The organism is Trinickia symbiotica (assembly GCF_003028655.1).
GTDB lineage: Bacteria > Pseudomonadota > Gammaproteobacteria > Burkholderiales > Burkholderiaceae > Trinickia > Trinickia symbiotica_A.
In genome coordinates this window covers 1-1,123 of sequence record NZ_PYUC01000051.1, presented here as the reverse complement: position 1 = coordinate 1,123, position 1,123 = coordinate 1, and the positions used below count along the sequence as shown (strand labels likewise).

General features: G+C 53.3%; 1 tRNA gene and 1 rRNA gene. Both read left to right on the top strand.

Annotated elements, in window-relative coordinates:
- Positions 1–50 precede the first annotated feature (50 nt).
- A tRNA-Ala gene (locus C9I57_RS32160) sits at positions 51–126 on the top strand.
- 324 nt (positions 127–450) lie between these two features.
- A 23S ribosomal RNA gene (locus tag C9I57_RS32155) occupies positions 451–1,123 on the top strand; the annotation flags it as partial.

The window sequence follows — 1,123 nt, the reverse complement described above, 5'->3', positions numbered from 1 at the left end:
TACGGTGAGCGGACCTCACGCGAGTGGATCCCCCAAGCGCGTCGGCATCAGGGGGCATAGCTCAGCTGGGAGAGCACCTGCTTTGCAAGCAGGGGGTCGTCGGTTCGATCCCGTCTGCCTCCACCAATACCAATCCCCAATGGGAAGCGTCGCTAACGAGAGCAATCGTTGGGGTGTTTGTCATTGGCGAGTGCGCCAGTCAGTGTGACTGAACTAGTCGGCTGTCGATCTTTAACAATCTGGAAGAAGTAGTAAGGGATATCGAAAGCGTCTCATGAGATGGGCGTGGACGATATCAAATGGGTAGTGATTGTATCCAAGTATGAGAAGGGTATCGAAAGATGCTCTTGGAATACGGCACAAACGCGAGAACTCAACCTGTAGCGAATAGTGTCGCGCACCAGTCAGTGCTGAAGCACTAACTGGAAACGTAAGACGCTCTCGTTATAGGGTCAAGCGAACAAGTGCATGTGGTGGATGCCTTGGCGATCACAGGCGATGAAGGACGCGGTAGCCTGCGAAAAGCTGCGGGGAGCTGGCAAACGAGCTTTGATCCGCAGATGTCCGAATGGGGAAACCCGGCCCGTATGGGTCATCCTAGGCTGAATACATAGGTCTAGTGAAGCGAACGCGGCGAACTGAAACATCTAAGTAGCCGCAGGAAGAGAAATCAACCGAGATTCCCAAAGTAGTGGCGAGCGAAATGGGAAGAGCCTGTACGTGTTATTTGTGTTGTTAGCTGAACGCTCTGGAAAGGGCGGCCATAGCGGGTGATAGCCCCGTAAGCGAAAACAGCATGAAAGGACTAGGCGTACGACAAGTAGGGCGGGACACGTGAAATCCTGTCTGAAGATGGGGGGACCATCCTCCAAGGCTAAATACTCGTGATCGACCGATAGTGAACCAGTACCGTGAGGGAAAGGCGAAAAGAACCCCGGGAGGGGAGTGAAATAGATCCTGAAACCGCATGCATACAAACAGTCGGAGCTCGAAAGAGTGACGGCGTACCTTTTGTATAATGGGTCAGCGACTTACGTTCAGTAGCAAGCTTAACCGAATAGGGCAGGCGTAGCGAAAGCGAGTCCGAATAGGGCGTTCAGTTGCTGGGCGTAGACCCGAAACC